This window comes from Leisingera sp. ABM4_103 (genome assembly GCF_056158685.1).
In genome coordinates this window covers 3,142,424-3,159,638 of sequence record NZ_JBSWTU010000005.1, presented here as the reverse complement: position 1 = coordinate 3,159,638, position 17,215 = coordinate 3,142,424, and the positions used below count along the sequence as shown (strand labels likewise).

Sequence of the window (17,215 nt, the reverse complement as noted above, 5' to 3'; positions counted from 1 at the left end):
TGCAGATTTCGGCAGCTTCAGGGTTGAAAAACCGGGCTGCTGCCCAGCAAATCAGATAAGCGGAAATCCGCTCAGCAAGATCCCGCCCAGGCGATAAACCGCCTTCTTTCAACGCTTTGAGTGAAGCGTTTCACATTCACCCGGCTTGTTTCGTCAGAGGTGCCATGCGGTTTAAGCAACCCTGCGCCGGCGCGCAGAAACCCATTCATTCCTGCACAGCCCAATACGCCGCCGGGCACAAAAAAACGCCCGGGAGATCCAGGGCGTTTTCGAGGTCTGTCTCCGGCGCCGTCAGAATTTCCAGCGCGCGCCCAGAACCCAGGTCGTCAGATCCTGGTAGGTCGCCGCGGCATCCTCGTATTCATACTCCTGATAGGTCAGGTAGATGTCGGTATTGAGGGTCTCGACCTTCTGCACCGCGCCAATCCCCCAGCCTTTGGCGGTCGAACCGGTGACATTGAAATCCTCACCGTCATAGTAGTGCACCCCAATGCCGGTTTTGCCCCAGGCCAGCCATTCGTCCTCATAGGCGATCTTGGCATAGTAATAGCTCGGGTCGCTGGCGCCTGCCGCGTCGTTGTCCCGGGTGCCGCCCGCAACCGTGAAGCTGATGCCGTTGTCCAGCAGCACCGAGGCCGCCCCCAGCACGTCCGACCGGTCGGTGCCGGCATCTTCACGCACCTGATAGGCCAGGGATGCGCTGAATTCGGCAGAGCCCAGCTCCTGCCCGTAAAACAGACCGATGTCATAATAGTCGGCATCATCCGAAGAGGAGAGCACGTTCTGCCCCCAGGCGATCCCAGCGGAAAACCCGTTGAAGTCCGGCGTGTCATAGCGGATGCGGCCGCGCCGGGAGCCATCGAGATTGTCGAAAGCATTGACCAGTGCAGGCCCGGTCAGCGCCCCCGTGGTGTCGCGGAACAGAAATCCGGCGTTGGAATCCACGGTATAGGAATAAAGCGCGGTGCCAACATAGGACAGTTCCGTCTCGGCCGCACCATCCGCCGCCATGCTGCCCTGCCCCGCTGAGAATTTGCCCCAGCTCCCTTCCAGCCAGAAGTCCACATGACGCAGATCCGCACGCGTCCAGCCGCTGTAGTTCGACCCGAACTGATTGACTTCGGTCGAATTCGGAAAGCCCAGCCCGGTTTCGAAGCGGAAGCCGAAGGTGTTGCTGCCAAACGGCTGGATCAGCCGGAGCCCCACCCGGGAGCGGGACAGGTCATTGTCCAGCACATTCGTCTCTGTCTGCTGCCCGTCATCGACCGAGATGATGGCCGGATTAAACTGACCGTAGATCTCGACGTAGCCGCCGGAATTGTTGGTGTATTTCAGTTCAGCTCCCGCGGGCTGCTCCAGGACACAAAAAACCGCCGCCGCGCTGAGAAAATGATGAAGACGTGGCATGGCTATCTCCCTCAGCAGAATATTCGGAAAATCTCACCCGGCAGGTAGCCCGCTGATCATTCCGGGCAAGGATCCGTCAATGGCCGCCAGGCCGCGAACGCCCCTGCCCGCGCGCTATCCGCGACCAGCCTTGCCACCGCGGCGAAGAAAACAAAATCTGCATTTTTAGAGAGATGGTGCGGGTGAAGGGACTTGAACCCCCACGCCTTGCGGCGCCAGAACCTAAAACTAACGAACAATCAATGATTTCAACGCACATAGCCTGAAAGTTTTATAGGACATTGCAAGAACGAAGCGTGAAAGTATAAAACGGAACAAACCGAGGACAAACGTCACCCCCTCACATGCGCGCCAAAGACTACCCACTGCCGACGGTTGAAATCTGTTGCAACTATTGCAGCCGTTATGGGCGCTATAAGAAAGAGCGGTTTGTGGAGATCGTCGGAAGCGAAACGGAGCTGCCCCAGGCACTCAGCATCATCGCCGCCGACTGCCCGGAAGATCGCGCAACCCCCAACAACATGCTCGGCCGCTGCCGCCCCTACTACGCGCAGAATTGGTGGAGCGCCGGGAGCAAAGCACCGGGCTAGCCCCCTCGCCCTCCCGATATGGATCAAGCGAACAGGCCCAACACCTGATTTGCTTCAGCTTCTATGATTGCGAGCTTCAGACTGGGTCCAGATGGAAAGTGCACTCTAAGCAATACGTTTCCGTCTCCACCACCATCTGTGATCTGCACCCAAGCTACCTGATCCCTGTTAACTCGAACGTCGCTGAGTTCTTTCGGGAGGTACTTTTTCTCAATAACAATCACCACGATTCTCCCTTGATGCACTCACCGACAATATCTGGCCCGGCGGATCCGGGACTTCGCTGCTGGGGTTTCAAGATGCCGATAGCGCCCACCAGAGTACCGCTGGCAGTCCAGAGCGTAGCCCGCGGCAATGACGGCCGCCCCGATGTCCACCCCATCAGCATAGCAAACGCCGACGTATCGGTCATGGGATCGCTCGCCGTTCAATGTGCACTCGACCGTTCTGTTGGCCAAGTAATTCACCATCCAACGACGGGCGTCCGTACCAGCGCCGGTGTCCAGTTCTGGAGCGTCCACCCCCTGCAAGCGAACCGGCGTACCGCTCACCACGATGGTGTCAGCATCGCGCACCTTCACCCCGCCCGCCCAAAGGGGCGGCGCAAGTACCACGAATGCCAGCATGAACAATGCAAGTCGCACACCTAGCTCCTATTTGGACTTGGTTGCAACAACCAGCGGCACGGCGGCAGCGGCCTTGCGCGGCTGATACACGGCATGATCACGCGGGCGGATGTTCCCGCCAACTGTATCGAATTGCGCGCCCAGCACGGCGCACATCGCCTGCCGCGCCCCCGACCACCCCTCAGTCTCTCCGACGCCCACCACCTCGAACTGCGTGGCGCCCATAAGGCACATCATGATCCCGTAGGGTTCAGTATCCAGCTGGTCGCCTTCAAGCAGTTCCGCCAACTCACGCATCTGCCGCGCAAGAGCGCGCCGCGGCGCCGGAACACCATGAGAGCTAACTACGTTCGTCATGCCCTGCTCCTATCCAGACAACCCCATTTTGAGCGGTCGCTTCGAAAATTCCCCGCAAAAATGCGAGTAATCGCCCTACCATCAACTTGCCACTGGCAACAGGGGCAGCGGCCCGCGCGTAACCAGTACTTGTTTTATCACCTTCGCGGGCCGCACTCTTATTTGGTCTTAATCAATTTTGGCCCCTGAAGAAGTTCCGCCGCGGCCGCATCCGCGCGCGTGGCGGCATCCGTTGGGAGAAACGGAAGATCTAGCCCTCCAGCCGCAGCGACGCGCCGGAAAGCTTCAGCCAGGTTTTCACAAACTAGTCCGAATTGTCGCCTGTCCTTAGCATCCATTGCCTGGCTCCGTATCAGATCGCGGGGGAAGGGCCTTGCATCCCCACCCCCGCACGATCCCCAGCGCGAGGATCGCGCCGAGGCGTCTCCTTACTTGGACTTGCAGACATTAAGGCCTGTCTACTGGGCACGATATTGTGACCCAAACCTTTTGGTAGTGGATTGGCACTCCATTTGCGTAATAGTAGTCGCGTTCTCCGAGCTCTCGGCCCTCCAACTCTCGCCACCCACCAGGGCACAGCTGGTCGCCTCTGCCTTGGATGTGCGCCGTTCGATAAACCCAAAAGCGATACACGCTTTCACCGTTTCTTTCTTCGAGAAACTGGGCTTGCCGCATCTCCGAGGTGCTCACGCACGCAGTTGCCAATAATAAACCTAAGAAAACACAAACTCTCATCAAACCAGTCACTCCTTTCTAGGATTCCTCACCGTCATCGACGGTTGCTATCTCGCCATCGTCCCACCGCTTCTGAAAGGCATAGTAGGCGGCACGGCTCAGCTTGACCTCTGACAGCGGCTTGACCGCCTCGAACACTTCCTGACCGCGCTTGCCAGATCGCAGCATCATGTCGGCCACCTCGACCCGGGCGGGCGTCATGGCAATCGGGCGTCCGGGCTTTTCTCCGCGAGCCTTGGCCCGCTCGATCCCCGCCTTGGTGCGCTCAATAATCAGGTTGCGCTCCAACTCAGCGACCGCGCCCATGATCTGCACCATAGCCTTGCCCATCGGCGTGGTCATATCCACGCGCTCGGTCAGGCTGAAGAACTTCAGGCCGCGCTGCTCGAACAGGTTCAGCACCATGATCACACCTTCCAGCGTGCGGCCCAGCCGGTCGAGTTTCCAGACGACAAACTCTGTGCCGGAGTGCTGCGCAAACCTCAGCGCCTGGCGGAAGGCCGGGCGGTCCAGGCTGCCACCGCTGGCCCGGTCCACGAAAATCAGTTCTTCCGGCACGCCATAATCCTTGAGCGCCTGGATCTGCATATCCGGGTTTTGTTCAGCAGTCGAAACACGGGCATACCCGATCTTGCGCACCGGCTGTTTTTCGGATTCGGACATCGCTTTCTTACTCTAAATCCCGCCTCACGCATCCAATCTGGACACAATTTCTGGACAAGGCAACCTGCGCGCTATTCGTCCGATCCGTTTTCACCTTTGGCGCGATGCATACGCATGTCGCAACGGATCTTGAGCTTCTTTCGCGTGGCATCCCGGCGAGCCTTCACAGGGTCCAAAGCCCTTTTCGCAGCGGCAAAATCTGCCTCTGCGGCTTCAAGCTCTTGCCGCTCTTCGTCAGTTAGGAAGTCCTGCCACGCCATTCGCGTTTGTATGCCCATAAATCGCATACTAGCAAGCGTAATAATGTATGCCTATTGTTGACATACTGTATGCTAAAAAATAACATACATAACGACGATACAGAAACCGCCAGCACGAGCGATCGCTGTGCCGGACTTTGCTGCCGTTCAAGTTTCCCGGATCAATGTCCGGTTTAAAGGATGGCACGGTCGATAGGGCCAAAACCCGCACCGCGCCTATGCACATACTCAGCCCGTCTTTCGTGGGTTTTGGAACATTTCGCACAGCTCATTACTTATGCACCATTCGTTCTGCACTGTGCAACTTGAGGCAATGTTGTATACCGCGAAAGCCGTGGGGTCGTCACTTGCTAGCGATATTACAATGGTACAATCTAAACGCATATTCTGAAGAGGAATTTCGAGGGAGTCTTTATGAGTAAGCCTACCAAGACCACAAACCCGATACACTTTGAAGACCTCGATCCGAAGCGGTTTGAAGATTTGGTGCGCGAGTTAGTCTACGACTTCCGCGATTGGCAAACGATCGAAGCCACAGGCAAGGGCGGCGATGATGACGGATTTGATATTCGAGCCTATGAGCGCGTAACAACCACCAGCGTTGACGATGATGGAAATGAGGTCGTCCGTCCCATGGATGGCAACCTTTGGATGATCCAGTGCAAGCGCGAAAAGAAGGTACCGCCGAGCAAAATCAAGCAAATCCTGGCCGACATCGATCCTGACACCCCCCCCTACGGCTACATCCTGGCAGCGGCGACCAACTTCTCGAAAAAGGCCTATGATACCTTTCGCGACGAACTCACCAAGCTTGGTGTTCTAGAGTTTTATCTTTGGGGCAACGCCACGCTTGAGACCGAACTACATCAACCGAAGAACGATAAAATCCTGTTCACCTTCTTCGGGATATCGAATGTCCGACGGCGCAGATCACGCGCGACGGAAATCCGGTCTGAAGTCACAAATAAGAACCGTGTTATGCGGATCCTTGGCGACAACTCTACGCATTCCTGGGTCCTCGTAAGAGACTCGAAGGATCGACATTACCCTTACAAGTCTGAGTACGCTGATTTTGATGAAAGGCCGCGCTGGATGAGCTTCGAAGTCACCGAGCTTCACCCTCGTGGTGTGATCATCTTGCTCAAGAGATGCTTCGCCTATGTCGATGAAGACGGGAAGACTTTTGATCTGGCAGAGCCGCCGTTTCAGCTTCACAATCCTTACGATCATCACAGACAGGAAACGCAAAGGGAACGCGAAGAGCGAGAACAGCTCGGGCTGGCTAGGAATTACTGGGAAAGGCTCCCTTTGAAGAACCAGGCCATGTTCACTTTAGATGGCATCATTCGATATGAAGACATGCTCGTGATCGATGACAAGGGCGATAAGTGGAATGAGCTGCCGCACATCTATGTGGACTTCGTGGATGGGTCCCCGGTAACAGGTACGCTGGCCGTCTTGGAAAAGGGGGAGCGGCAAATCATGCTCGATAGTTTCACGCGCGAGACGGTTTTCCCGAAGACTTTTTCAGAACCAGATTTTGGCACTGTCTACGACGATGAAGCGCTTCCTTTGCCGCACAGCATCAGTGAGCAGTACGTTAATCATAGGGGGGGTGACCTCAAAACGCTTTACGATGCAGATGGTCGATACGACTATCTTGAAGTGAATGACGTTGGCGTAGTTCGGTTTGGCGAAAAAGACGAACGGTTTCTTCAGGTCACCCACCGATTCCAACTAACCGGCGAAGAACTGCTAAGTGATCACCCAGAGCTAGGCTGGCAGGTTCGGCAGCACATCGGACGGGATGTAGTGCCGGAAGACACGATCAAAGCGATTGAGGTTTGCCCATGTTATCAACACCAATGGGATCAATCCGCCCGGTAGCTTTCGGCGTTCTCCTGACAATTCGCACCGCAAAGGACGCATAAGCCCTTGTATGTGAAGTTGTTGTGGGCCTCACGAAAGCCGACATTCGCCATCCTGCAGAAATCTGGTAGGTTCGGGCTCGTTGCCGCCCTTCGCTGCCAAGAGTCCAGAAACCGCCCTTAAAAAAGAAGGCCCCGGCGATCGCCGGGGCCTCTCTCGTTCTGTCTGTAGGCAAGCTCTATTCCTGGGCATGCCGCACGGCCTCGGCAATCTTACCGCGCGCCAGGCGCTGCAGGACCGGCGCTGAGGGGTTGAGCGCCCTGAAGGCATCAGGCACAGATTCGCGGGCGTGTTTGATCGCCTCATCAATCAGAACGTCCGTTGCGGCCTCCCGGCCATCTTCCAGCGCAGCCTTGATCCCGCTCATCAGGGCGCGGTGCAGATCATCCTGCAGCGCCTTGCCAATCTGGACGCCAAAGTGCTTCCGCACAGTCAGCGCTGCAGCGCCAATCAGCGATGACAGGACCAGCGCCAGGGCTTGGATCAGCAACGGCGTCAGATCCGGCAGAATTCCGGTCAAGTTCATAGGTCAGTCCTTTCAGGTAGAGAAAGGCCCCGGCAGCTCAGCGAGCCACCAGAGCCAGGAAGCGGCGAAACCAATCCGGCAGCCGCGGAACAGGTTCAGGCTTTTGAGGCCGGGAGATTGGCGGCAGGGCGCACAGCGCCTTGTGCATGGCGGTGCGCGTGTTCGGCCCGAACTGCCCGTCAGCCGCCAAGCCGGAATCGCGCTGAAACGCCCGCACATCGCCGACCGCATAACCAAGCAGCACAAGCTGCGCCTTGTCAGTCCAGCGCAGCCGTTCAAGGAAATGGTTGTATCCGCCATTGATCAGCTTGGTGACCCGCCGCACGCTGCCAGCATCGGCCGGCACATTCAGCCCGCGCGTGTCCCAATACCAGAGCGGCCCCAAGCCCTCCCACGGGTCCAAGTTCACGGCATCAGGGTCTTCCACGAAATCCGGCGCGGCAGGATCGAGGCACCGCACCCAGGCAGTGTATTCGGCGTAATTGTCCAGGCCGGTAATCTGCATCGGCGTGCGGCCGCGGTACTTGAAGCCGTCGCCATCCCGCTCTAGCGAGTTCCCGAGGTCAGTACGGATATCATACCTCTGCTGCGCCGGTGTCGGCCCCCACAGTTCGCGGTCATACCGGAAGGCGCCGCTTTCCAGCAGAACTTGCCCCAGCAAGTAGGAAACCCGGTGCGACCGCCCCAGACCGAACTCAAAGCCGTATTCATTGAGCGCAAGAATAAATGACTTGGCGTTCCGCTCCTGCCCACCCCCGGGCTTCATTGGGCCGGTGATCTTCTGCAGCGTCCCGAAATCAAGGATTTGGGTCATGTGCCCTCCAAAAGAAAAGCCCCGCAAAAGCGGGGCCGGTTTCGATGAATGATGACGGGGAGGTCAGCGGAGCTACGGCAGCCGCTCCATCCGCTCCAGGCGGTTGTCGATCTTGTTCAGCGTGGTCAGGATCAGGGACAGCCGCTCATCCTGCCGCGCAAGTCCAGTTTCATTGGCGCGCACCCGCGCTGTCAGCGCGCTTTCCCGCGCCTCCGACGCCGCCACGTCGACGCGCAGCGCATCGATCGACGCGGTGAGTTGCACAGTCTGACCGCGAAGGGTGGCGACCTCGACCCCGACCCACAGTCCAGCGCTCACCAAGCCGCAGGCAACGGTCCAGCCAAGGCCTTTATTCAGGGTAATCCCCCGGTCGCTCTGCTCGATCATTGTCATGATTTTATCTCACCAGCCATTCTTCAACATCTGCAGACACATCCCGCATCAGGATCCAGTTTGCCCCGACCGGCTGGCCCTTGCGCAGCCGCAGCTTGCCCATCAGGCCCACGGTGTCCCATTCCGGGCGGTCAGCGCGGGGGACATACTCATAGCTGGGGTCATACTCGGGGTTCAGTTTCCGGCGCTGCTGGATGGCGCGCTCAGCATCCGGCGGCACGGTGACGCCTTCGGGGACCTCATCAGCGGCATAGCTGCGCGGCACCTCTTTGGTGGTTTCGTGCTGAACCTCGACCATGCGGGGCACGCGGTGGATGCCCAGATCATTGCCCGCCTCATCCACCAGCGGGAACTCATCGAACAGCGGCACCTGAACGGTTTCGGCAATCGTCCGCTTGACCGCCTTGCCTTCCAGCATCTCGATCACCTCGCGGGTCTGCTCCTGCGGCTCGGTCGCCTGCTCTCGCACAGTTTCCGTCTCGGTGACGATTTCGGTCCAGCTCAGCGCCTCGTAATCCTCCCAGAGGTAAGCGCCGAAATCGTCGCGCAGATACTTTTCCTTCCAGCGGTCAATGTCGCCATCACCGACAACGGACGGATTGGCCGAGATCACGCCGATGGGCTGCTCACCGCCCAGCGCCGGGCGGATCTTGTCACCGTCCAGCAGCACGCTGACGCCGCGCCGGTCTTCGCCAGCCGGGTTGCCGTCGGCCCATTCGAAGAACTCTGCATAGTCGGCGCCGCCGCCGGTCCAGGAACCGTCACAAAACCCGTTTCCGTCGCCAGCAAACCGAAATTCAGTGTCCGCCCCACCACCAGAACGAAAAGTAGCCATAGCGTAGGCTGATGTTGCCGCGCGCGTGACGCTCAATCGAAGCGCGTCGTTGGAGAACGACGCGTACTGGTGAGCGAGCTGCAGCACATTATTGTTGCTTGTGTTCCCGCTGCCTACAGTCATTTCGACGCAAGTGCCGGAATCGTTGTTATAAACGTCGAGGCGGGCATCAGGGGTGGTGTCACCAATACCCACATTTCCGTCGCTGTCGATTCGCATCCTCTCGTCGCCGGTCACAGTCGCGATGTTCGGCGCGGTGTGGAACCGCAGTTCGGTGGCGGTGTTCAGCAGAGACGTGCCGCCCCCGATCGTCAGAAGGCTGCGCACATCGTCCGCGTAGTAATTGAGCGCGCACACCGGCTCTTCGCCCAAGTTGCGATGCACAAAGCCGATGCGGCTATGCTTGTCGGTGTTGTCGGCATGTTCTCCGACAACAATGCCAATACTGTCAGAGGCAACGTGCAGGGCCGCTTCAGGGCTGGTTGTGCGGACCCCAACCTGACCGTTGGTGCTGTCCACATGCAGGGTGTCGGTGTCGACGGTGAAGTCGTTCGCAGCCTCAAGCGTGGTGAACTTGCCCGCCGCAGGGGTGATAAGCCCGATTGCGGTGCTATTCAGCGCGGCACCAATCACCGTGCTGTTGTTTTCCAGGAAGCTGATAAAGGCCAGCATTTCAGCGCGGTGTGTGACTGCGAAATGCTGAAACAGCGCATACATCTTGGCGTCAAAATCCGCCTCAGGCGCGCTGCGCTGCGGAATGGGTGGCCATTCCGAAAAGCTGGGAATGCTCATGCTCAATCGGTCCTATTTGATGGTTTTCATGATGAGGGTGAAAATGCTGTCACCCGCTGCATCGAGGGGCTGAGTGTGATCATCCACAAACCCCAGCCCCTCGATCCCGTAGTTTGATCCGGCGGAGCTTTCCCCGCCTGTTGAGCCGTAGAAGGCGGTGACCAGGCCATCCACTTCACCGATGATATCCATCGTCCTCGGCGCCTGAATTGTCGGCACTTGCAGGGGAATGGTCAGCTTCCTGGTGGAACCGCGCTTGATCAGCAGCTCATCACCGAATTGGTCGAATTCCTTGCGGCTGTGGCTCACATGGCTGACCTCGGCGCCATTCATCACTCCGCCGATCAGGTGGTTGCGGCCCATCACGATATGCCCGACCTCTGCAGTCGCCCCCACTGCCGAAATCGTAATGTCGATCCGGTGCCCGATGTAGCCGGGGAACCCGTTCAACACCCTCTGCTGAGAGTAAACGATACCGCCGAACAGGTAGGTGTAGACGCTGACCACATGCCCGGTATCAGCAAGCACAAAAGTCTCGTCATAGATGCTGGCCGCGCCATCAAACACCTCGATCCGCACGTGCCCGGCGGTCAGGCCGAAGAGGGAAATCGCATCGCAGTCCTGCGTCGGTACGATGGAATAGGTGATTTCATCAGCGCGGCTGGCCTTGTTCGACCGCCGGTTATCAAACGCCGCCCACTTTTTGGTTGCCCGCAGATCCAGCCACCAGGAGCCATCATCAAGGCCCGGATCCTTGTTCAGATTGCCAGCCTGCATGCTCTCATAGACGCGGTGCGTAGCGGCAGAGATGACCTTATCCCCTGCCGCATAGGTGGCTGCCGCATCCCAGGCCGGATAGTCATCCTCCAGAATATTGGAGGCCACCAGCTCCGCATCTGTCACCGCCATCGGCGCGATGATATTGAAGTCCATCAGGAACGCTCCCCCGGCTGCCCGCCTTCATCCCAGGTTTCGAGGATCCGGGCGGTAGTTTTCGCAAGCAGCTCCTGCCGCTGGGACTGCACGGCCTGCTGTCGCCGCAGCTCATCAATGCTGCGATTGACTGAATTGAGCGCCCGCACAACGTGGCGGTTGTCCAGCATCGCCATGCTGTCCGAGTGGCTGACCACGCGGGACGCGCCTGTATGCTCCAGCTCCCAGCCGCGCTCCCCAACCACGCGCCAGCCGCCCGCATGAACACCACCAGACGCAAAGGCTGGAATTGCCCCGAGATCCCGGATCTGCTGGCGCAGCTTTGCAGCCCGATCTTCGGCCATGCCCACACGTTCGTTCGTCTTGCCGAAAACCCGGCCGATCGCATCGGTCCCGTATTTCTCGCGGAGAGCTGCCTTGAAGCCGACCACATCACCGCCGCCATAGTAGTCGAAGGAGGTAACGATGCGGCCGGCATCATTGACCTTGACCGTGCCCTCCTGCCCAGTCAGCGTAATGCCGAACTTGGCCCGCAGCGCGTTGAAGTCATCAACAATCCCCTGCCCCTGCTGAGTGCGCAGGACGGCATTTCCGCCCTTGACCTGAAGGTCGGCTATCCGCTGGGTATTGGCCCGCTGTTCCCGGTCCTTTTCGACCTGATCCCGCAGCCGTCCCAGCATCCGGGTCAGCTTGCCCATCGGATCAACCAGCCCGCGGCTGCTCTCTGCAACGTCACCGAACAGCGTGCTGAACGCTGTATCCGGCGCGAAGGACAGGCCGCCATCAAAGGTAATCCGGCCATTACCTTTCGTGCCGACCAGATCCCGCAGCCGGTTCAGCTTCCGCAGCGTGTTGCCGCCTTCTTCGGTCAGCGCAACATTCACCCGCCGCGAGAGGGCCGCCGAACGGGTCAGCACCATCTGGCGGGTTTCCGGGTCCAAATCCTGCGCCAGGTTCAGCGATAGATCCCGCCGCAGACCCCCCGAGGTGCGCAGCACCAGGCGCCGGGTCTGATCGTCCAGGTCCTCCCGCAGCACAAAGTCCAGAGCCGCCACATGCTCAGACAGGGCATTGGTTGCAATCCAGCGGTCTGCCGCCGTCAGATCATCGCGCCGGATGACGAAATCAAGCATGGTCCGGATGCCGGTATCGGCACGGTCGACCAGCCGGGCGAGCCATGCCGGCGCATTTTCGTCCAGCGCCACCGCGACATCTAACCGGCCCACCAAATCGTCATAGCTGAACGCCTCGGCATTCTTGATCGCATCAGCCAAGGCCCCCAGCGAGGTCTCGAAGGCCGCAACCGTCCCGTTCCAATCATCGGTCAGGGCCTGCACTCCGTCGCTCAGTTCGCTGACCTGATCGGCGGTCAAGCCTTCAAGCTGCAGGAACTGGCCCAGTTTGGTCAGAACATCGATCTGTTGCTCATAGAGCCCGCGCAGCATGTCCTGGTTTGCGCCTTCAAGCTCAGAAATACCGGCGACGAAATTCAACTGGCCCTGAATCTGCGCTGCGGCCCGGCGGTATTCCAAGGCGCTGCCAGCACCTTCTTTCAGGCTCTGCAGGTACGCCCGTGCAAGGCCAGGAATATCCTGCGCCGCCTGCACGTCGCCGCTCCGCGCCATTTCAAAGGCGGTTTGGAAGCGGTTGTGTTGCACCGCAAGCGCCTGGCCGGAGCTGGCCGCTGTCAGGTCCGAGTTGACCAGCCCGCCAAGGAAATCGCGCAGCGTATTGGCCGTGCGATACCAGAGCTGTGCCGCCGTCTTGGCATCCGCCGCCATGCCGCGCGCGGTTTCGATCTGCAGACCGATCTCGCCGCCGATCCTGTCGACCAGACCCTGCATAGCTTCGGTGTACGCGCCCACCTTGGGCAGTACCTGGTCCAGGCCAGAGGAAAGCTGCAGCAGATCCGCATACAGCGCCCGGCCCGAAGCGGTGGTCAGGTCGATGCTGTGAACCAATTCGCGGAAACCTTCGCGGCTCTTTGGAATAGCGATGCCCAGATCTTTAAATTCAGCCCGCAGGTGCTTCATTGCACGGCGGCGAAGCATTTCAGCCTGTTCAGCTTCCGTGTAGAACCCGGTGAAATACGCATTTGCGGCGGCCTGCATTTGCTCTTTCCCGCCGAATTCATCCACCAGGTCAGACGCCCGGTCCCCGCCCGCAAGCGAAGCCTTGAAAGCGTTGCCCCCCAGAAGATCCATCACGTCATTGACGGCCTGCAGGCCGGTCGCCATGCGGGCCAGCGCCTCCAGATGGGTTTCACCAACTTGAAGGTACTTTTCATTGGCCAGAATGAGTTCCGCCATCTGTTCGGCGGTCTTTTCCATCTCCGCCTGCAGCAACTCCTGGATCTCTTCCTGAGACTTGCCGTTGGTCCAGATCGTGAAGTTCGCCTTCTCGAACTTCTTCAGCGCTTTCGTGCCGAGGTTCAGCGTGCCAGCCAGGTCAATGACGCCTCCCGAAACGCCTGCCATCGCCTCATCAAGCGCGCTCTGGAACGCCTGTTCCAGGGGCTTCCTGTCCCACTTGTCGGAGCGGAACCAGCCCCCCTGGTAGAAGTCGAAGGAATGGCCGTCTGCCAGGCCGTCAGGCGTGAAAGCCCCCCCGATGCCGGACCCCTTGTATTTGCGCGAGAACCCTTTTGCGAGGATCGCGATCCCGGCGGCGATGATGCCAATCGCAGGCAGTGCCGCCCCCAATGCGCCCCAGCCCGCTGATGCACCGGACACAAGGCCGCCGAGGTTCGCAAAACTTGACCCAAGCCCGCCACCGGACAGAACGCCCATCAGGCCCGAGCTGATACCGGCACCTGCGCCAGAGAACAGGCCGCTGACATTTGCGAGGTTGCCCAGCAAGCCACCGCCACCGCCGCCGCCCAGAATGCCGCCTGCGGCCTGTCCACCGCCTCCGCCAAGCGCAAGCTGATCCAGCCCGAGAACTCCGGTGATTTGCCCGACAATCGGCAGGACGATTTTCGAGTGCGCGAACTGGTAGGCTATATCGCGCAGCATGCCCTTAATCGTGTCGCCAAGGCTTCCGCCCTCAAACGCCGTGCGCGTGATCTGCTCCGACCACTGGCGCTGCAAATCATTGACGCGCTGCAGCGCGTCTTCCGCGCTGTCCAGCTCCACCACCTGCGCGGCCAGCCCGTCGATCTGCGCCTTGCTCAGCTTGGTGCCCTCTTTGCCAAGGCGTTGATGCACAAGGCGCACCGCCTCTAGCTTTTTCCGCTGCGCTTCCGTCAGGCCCAGAAGCGCCCGCCGTTCCTGGATCTCCTTTTGAAGCCCTTCCAGCGCGCTTTTCGAGGCCGCGCTGCTAGTAGCCTTCACTTTGGTCAGCGCCGCGATCTGCTTCTGGTACTCGCCGCGCAGCGCCTGTTCTTGAGCGTAAAGCTGAACCTGCTTTTCGATCGTCTCCTGGACATGCGCCCGCTGGCCGTCCTGCAACTCCCCCAGCGGCCCGGCAGAGGCTTCCAGCTCCGCCCGGTATTTCGCGACGTTTGCCGCTGCCTGGTCACCGCCCGCTGACAGCACGGCCATGCCCGCCTTCAGCCCGGCAATATTCGTCTGTGCTGACGCAAGCGCGCCCGGCACCGAGGCAAGATAGGTACTCAGCGCCGATGCCTGCCCGGAGGCCGCCGCAAGCCCGCCTGCCAGGGCATTGCTGCTTGCCGCAGCTTCAGCCGCGCTGTCCGCGGCATTGCCGGTTTCATCTGCGGTACGGCTTGCCGCCACCGTCGCCGCGTCAAGCCGGGCCTCGGCTTCGGCGAGAGCTGCGCCAAGCCGTTCGATTTCTGCCCGGGCTCTTGCCATCCGGTCGGTTTCATAAAGGCTGGCGCCGAAAAGGTTCGTGTAGAAAGATGCCGCTTCCAGCTCCGCCCGGGCAGCCTCAAGCGCTTGGCGCGTGGCATCCCGGGCAGCCTCAGCCGCCCGGCGCATTGCTTCGGCATTCTTGGCCGTCATATTGGTATAGAACGTTTCCGTCGCCGCATTCAGCACATCATGCGCAGACGCCAGCCCGCGAATGGCAGCCTCGTAATTCTCAGCGGCTTCGCGGGACTGGACAAACCCCTGATAGATCCCCGCCGACACCGCCACCAGCGCACCGATCCCGGTCATCGTTGCAGCCACCCGCAGCAGCTTCAAACTGCGGGTCAGCCCCTTGATTGCGATGCTGGAAAGAGCGGCCTTGGCGCTGGTGGCACCCAGGGCCATTTCCAGCGCAACGGCAGACTTGGCCGCCAAGGCGAACTTGACCGGCGCCAGGGCAACCGCAGACACAGTACCCAAGAGCGCGGCACCCAAAGGCGCCGCAATCTTCAGGAGCAGGCCAAGGCCAATAGCTGCCGGGCCAACGGCAGCCGTCAGCGCGACACTGACGGAGAGAAACTGCTTTGTGCGGTCATTCAGCCCATTGAACCATTCAGCAGCATCCCCGGCCCGGTTGCTCAGCCATTCCAGCGTCGGCGCAAGCCCCACGGCGAGCTGATTTGACACACCGCGCCCGACCAGGCCGAGCCGCGAAATCGCGTCGTTGGTCACCTCGATCTGATCCGCATCCACCTCGGAGACTGCCACACCGAAGCGCGTAACGTCTTCTGTTGCGAGGCGCAGCGCCGAGGCATCAATCCGGGTGAAGGTCAGCCCTGCCCGGCTGCCGAACAGCTCCGACGCCACTGCCGCGCGTTCAGCCTCCGGGACATATTGCGCCAACGCAGCCTGGATCTTCGCAAGCCGCTGATCCAGAGGAAGACGCTGCAGTTCCTGTGCATTCAAGTGCAGACGGTTCAGCGCTTTGGCGGCCGCCCCGCTGCCGCCCACTGCCTGGCTCAGCCGCTTGGTGAGCTGAAGGGTGGCCTGTTGCACTTCCCCTATCGAGACCCCGGACAGATCCGCGGCACGCTCCAGCACCTGCAGCGACTTGACCGTGGTTCCGAAGGATTGCGCCATCTTGGCCTGCGCATCGATCACCTTCAGGCTGGACTTGACCGCAACCGCGGCTGCGCCGGCCATCGGCAAGGTGAGGCCCAGCGTCATCTTGCGGCCAACCGACTCGAATTTCCCGCCAAGCCGCACCAGGCGGCGTTCCAGGTCGCCCATGGAGGCCTTGGAACGCTTCGCGCCTGTTTCAAAGGCCGCGGAATCCAGCGACAGGACACCGCGCAACGCGCCGATAACTGCGGACATTTACCGCCCCTTTTTGCTTTGAAAGTGCATGCTCATGAAACCGGCGCGAAGCTGCGCCAGCTCTTGCGTCTTATTGCCCGCAGACTGTTTCTTGCCGCGGCTGGCCTTTGTGAAATCCGGCATCTTCTTCGGATCGTGGAAGGCGTATTGCGTCAGGATGCCCAGCTCCTGATTGAGCACCCGAAGCGCCGTAAACTCAGCGTCTTTGGCCTTGATGCGGGCCCGGGTGATCAGATCGTATTCGCGCAGGCTGACCTGCCAGAATTCGGCGTGATGCAAGCCCAGCTCACACCACGCCGAAAACAGCTTGTGCCAGTCTACGCGGCCGGGCTCTCCGCCTTTCCCGCGTCACCCTCCGCAGGCTGAGCACCCGCTTCGTCATCACGAAGGAACGGGAAGGCAATCTGCAGAGTCTTGCCGAGGTGTTCCGCCGCGGGATTTGCACCGCCCAGGGCGTCCAGGATTTCCGCCGCCTCTTCAAGCTCCACGCCCTTGCCATCGTCGAGGAACGCCGCCCAGGCTTTCAGAACCAGGCTGACCCCGCCGCTGCCGGTGACCAGCTGTTCCAGGATCTGCCCGATCGGAGCGCCGTCGCACATATCTTCAAGACGGGCCTGCGCCAGGGTGGAAGCCTTCAGCTTGTGGGTCTTTTTGCCCACCTTCACGGGATGAGTGCTGATCACGCTCATACTGCCGCGCCTTTCGTCCAGGTAAGGGCGCCTGTCGGACGCAGCTTCAGGTCAGTCATCAGGTCACCATCCTGATCGACCGACGGCATCGACGGGTTGACATACGCCTTATAGACGAACGTATCCCCGGCGGACTGCACCCCCTCCTCCGGCGGCAGCGTCACCCGGAAATAGACCGGCTGGCCCGCAGTTTTGTAAGCCAGAGCCTGCTCATACAGATCCGTTGAATAGAAGCAGCTCAGGGTGACCTCCCCGATATCGGTCAGGCCGACGCCGTATTCCTTGAAACGGCCAGGGCTGTCCAGCGAGGTGCGGTCGCGGTATTCCGGGTTTTCCTCCGGCAGACCGATGGTTTTGCAGCCTTTGATGACCACATAATTTGCGTCCACACCGTCCGCGGACCATTCAATGTCCGCCAGATCGGCTGCAATGACATTTTCAGCCATTACTTCATCCTTTCATCATGTTGCGAGAAAG

Annotated in this window: 15 protein-coding genes; 2 read left to right on the top strand and 13 right to left on the bottom strand. The window is 60.0% G+C overall.

Annotation, left to right across the window (positions count from 1 at the left end):
- Window positions 1-291 precede the first annotated feature (291 nt).
- Entirely contained in the window at window positions 292-1,407 is a 1,116-nt protein-coding gene (locus ACXAED_RS17305) for a porin (RefSeq protein WP_475051750.1), read from the bottom strand.
- A 344-nt stretch (window positions 1,408-1,751) separates the two neighbouring features.
- On the opposite strand from ACXAED_RS17305, the gene ACXAED_RS17300 reads away from it, so the two are divergent.
- Entirely contained in the window at window positions 1,752-1,997 is a 246-nt protein-coding gene (locus tag ACXAED_RS17300) for a hypothetical protein (RefSeq protein ID WP_475051749.1), read from the top strand.
- A gap of 245 nt (window positions 1,998-2,242) precedes the next feature.
- Here the strand turns inward: ACXAED_RS17300 and ACXAED_RS17295 are convergent, their stop codons facing one another.
- From ACXAED_RS17295 to ACXAED_RS17285, 3 genes are all read right to left on the bottom strand, one after another.
- Window positions 2,243-2,641 carry a thermonuclease family protein gene (locus tag ACXAED_RS17295; RefSeq protein ID WP_475051747.1) on the bottom strand — a complete coding sequence of 133 codons (399 nt, stop codon included), beginning with the start codon at window positions 2,639-2,641 and terminating at the stop codon, window positions 2,243-2,245.
- 9 nt (window positions 2,642-2,650) lie between these two features.
- Window positions 2,651-2,980 carry a hypothetical protein gene (locus ACXAED_RS17290; protein WP_475051746.1) on the bottom strand — a complete coding sequence of 110 codons (330 nt, stop codon included), beginning with the start codon at window positions 2,978-2,980 and terminating at the stop codon, window positions 2,651-2,653.
- Between the two features lie 753 nt (window positions 2,981-3,733).
- The gene (locus tag ACXAED_RS17285) at window positions 3,734-4,378 is read right to left on the bottom strand and encodes a recombinase family protein (RefSeq protein ID WP_475051745.1); all 645 of its coding nucleotides are present in this window, start codon (window positions 4,376-4,378) and stop codon (window positions 3,734-3,736) included.
- 674 nt (window positions 4,379-5,052) lie between these two features.
- Between ACXAED_RS17285 and ACXAED_RS17280 the strand changes: the two genes are divergently transcribed.
- Window positions 5,053-6,525 (top strand): restriction endonuclease, encoded by a 1,473-nt coding sequence (locus ACXAED_RS17280; RefSeq protein ID WP_475051744.1) that lies wholly within the window; start codon window positions 5,053-5,055, stop codon window positions 6,523-6,525.
- 220 nt (window positions 6,526-6,745) lie between these two features.
- On the opposite strand, the gene ACXAED_RS17275 is transcribed toward ACXAED_RS17280, so the two are convergent.
- From ACXAED_RS17275 to ACXAED_RS17235, 9 genes are all read right to left on the bottom strand, one after another.
- Entirely contained in the window at window positions 6,746-7,093 is a 348-nt protein-coding gene (locus tag ACXAED_RS17275; protein ID WP_475051742.1) for a hypothetical protein, read from the bottom strand.
- A gap of 37 nt (window positions 7,094-7,130) precedes the next feature.
- Entirely contained in the window at window positions 7,131-7,907 is a 777-nt protein-coding gene (locus tag ACXAED_RS17270) for a peptidoglycan-binding protein (RefSeq protein WP_475051740.1), read from the bottom strand.
- 72 nt (window positions 7,908-7,979) lie between these two features.
- A complete protein-coding gene (locus ACXAED_RS17265) occupies window positions 7,980-8,300 on the bottom strand; it encodes a hypothetical protein (protein ID WP_475051738.1) in 321 nt (106 codons plus the stop codon).
- A 4-nt stretch (window positions 8,301-8,304) separates the two neighbouring features.
- Window positions 8,305-9,927 (bottom strand): peptidase G2 autoproteolytic cleavage domain-containing protein, encoded by a 1,623-nt coding sequence (locus ACXAED_RS17260; RefSeq protein WP_475051737.1) that lies wholly within the window; start codon window positions 9,925-9,927, stop codon window positions 8,305-8,307.
- A 12-nt stretch (window positions 9,928-9,939) separates the two neighbouring features.
- Window positions 9,940-10,860 carry a hypothetical protein gene (locus ACXAED_RS17255; RefSeq protein ID WP_475051736.1) on the bottom strand — a complete coding sequence of 307 codons (921 nt, stop codon included), beginning with the start codon at window positions 10,858-10,860 and terminating at the stop codon, window positions 9,940-9,942.
- Window positions 10,860-16,049 (bottom strand): hypothetical protein, encoded by a 5,190-nt coding sequence (locus tag ACXAED_RS17250; RefSeq protein WP_475051734.1) that lies wholly within the window; start codon window positions 16,047-16,049, stop codon window positions 10,860-10,862. Before ACXAED_RS17250 ends, ACXAED_RS17255 begins: the two co-directional genes overlap by 1 nt.
- Window positions 16,050-16,328: a hypothetical protein gene (locus tag ACXAED_RS17245; protein ID WP_475051732.1), complete on the bottom strand. Its 279-nt coding sequence runs from the start codon at window positions 16,326-16,328 to the stop codon at window positions 16,050-16,052.
- A gap of 38 nt (window positions 16,329-16,366) precedes the next feature.
- Window positions 16,367-16,738, bottom strand: coding sequence for a hypothetical protein (locus ACXAED_RS17240; protein ID WP_475051730.1), 372 nt, complete (start codon window positions 16,736-16,738; stop codon window positions 16,367-16,369).
- Window positions 16,735-17,184, bottom strand: a complete 450-nt coding sequence (locus tag ACXAED_RS17235; RefSeq protein WP_475051728.1) for a phage tail protein — start codon at window positions 17,182-17,184, stop codon at window positions 16,735-16,737. The genes ACXAED_RS17240 and ACXAED_RS17235 overlap by 4 nt, the downstream gene beginning before the upstream one ends.
- Window positions 17,185-17,215: the final 31 nt, after the last annotated feature.

Coding starts and splice junctions, on each gene's coding strand:
- ACXAED_RS17305 (WP_475051750.1), bottom strand. CDS start 1,407: ATGCCACGTCTTCATCATTTTCTCAGCGCGGCGGCGGTTTTTTGTGTC.
- ACXAED_RS17285 (WP_475051745.1), bottom strand. CDS start 4,378: ATGTCCGAATCCGAAAAACAGCCGGTGCGCAAGATCGGGTATGCCCGT.
- ACXAED_RS17265 (WP_475051738.1), bottom strand. CDS start 8,300: ATGACAATGATCGAGCAGAGCGACCGGGGGATTACCCTGAATAAAGGC.
- ACXAED_RS17260 (WP_475051737.1), bottom strand. CDS start 9,927: ATGAGCATTCCCAGCTTTTCGGAATGGCCACCCATTCCGCAGCGCAGC.
- ACXAED_RS17280 (WP_475051744.1), top strand. CDS start 5,053: ATGAGTAAGCCTACCAAGACCACAAACCCGATACACTTTGAAGACCTC.
- ACXAED_RS17290 (WP_475051746.1), bottom strand. CDS start 2,980: ATGACGAACGTAGTTAGCTCTCATGGTGTTCCGGCGCCGCGGCGCGCT.
- ACXAED_RS17270 (WP_475051740.1), bottom strand. CDS start 7,907: ATGACCCAAATCCTTGATTTCGGGACGCTGCAGAAGATCACCGGCCCA.
- ACXAED_RS17250 (WP_475051734.1), bottom strand. CDS start 16,049: ATGTCCGCAGTTATCGGCGCGTTGCGCGGTGTCCTGTCGCTGGATTCC.
- ACXAED_RS17235 (WP_475051728.1), bottom strand. CDS start 17,184: ATGGCTGAAAATGTCATTGCAGCCGATCTGGCGGACATTGAATGGTCC.
- ACXAED_RS17255 (WP_475051736.1), bottom strand. CDS start 10,860: ATGGACTTCAATATCATCGCGCCGATGGCGGTGACAGATGCGGAGCTG.
- ACXAED_RS17240 (WP_475051730.1), bottom strand. CDS start 16,738: ATGAGCGTGATCAGCACTCATCCCGTGAAGGTGGGCAAAAAGACCCAC.
- ACXAED_RS17275 (WP_475051742.1), bottom strand. CDS start 7,093: ATGAACTTGACCGGAATTCTGCCGGATCTGACGCCGTTGCTGATCCAA.
- ACXAED_RS17300 (WP_475051749.1), top strand. CDS start 1,752: ATGCGCGCCAAAGACTACCCACTGCCGACGGTTGAAATCTGTTGCAAC.